Annotated in this window: 1 protein-coding gene; it reads right to left on the reverse strand. The window is 76.3% G+C overall.

Features of this window, described 5'->3' with window-relative positions; genetic code table 11:
• A partial coding sequence (locus HA630_RS01830) for an oxidoreductase-like domain-containing protein (protein WP_371809181.1) occupies nt 1-195 on the reverse strand: 195 nt, incomplete at its 3' end.
• Between the last annotated feature and the right edge of the window lie 151 nt (nt 196-346).

Consider the following 346-nt stretch of genomic DNA (forward strand, 5'->3'; position numbering starts at 1 on the left):
CCAGAAGGTCAGGGCGGCGTAATAGCCTTCCCAGACACAGCCGTTGCAGCCCCGGCCGCAACAGGTGGTGGGCTCGGGCGGTGGCGCACGCAGCGACACGCCGGCCTGGGCCAGGGCGGCCTGGACCGCGGCGATGCGCTGGCGCGCGTCCGGTAGGGTGCTGGGGGCGAAGGCGGGTGGGGTGGACAAGGGCACGGACCCGACTGTAACCGCAGGGCCGCGCCGGCCGGGGTGTTCAGGGCGCGGGGCCTGGCGGGCCGTCTTTCGACACCGCCCACAACACCCGTTCCGGCGTGGCCGGCGCGTCCAGGCGCACCGGGGCACCGTCGCCGCGCGCCTGCGCCAC

Source organism: Aquabacterium sp. A08 (assembly GCF_011742065.1).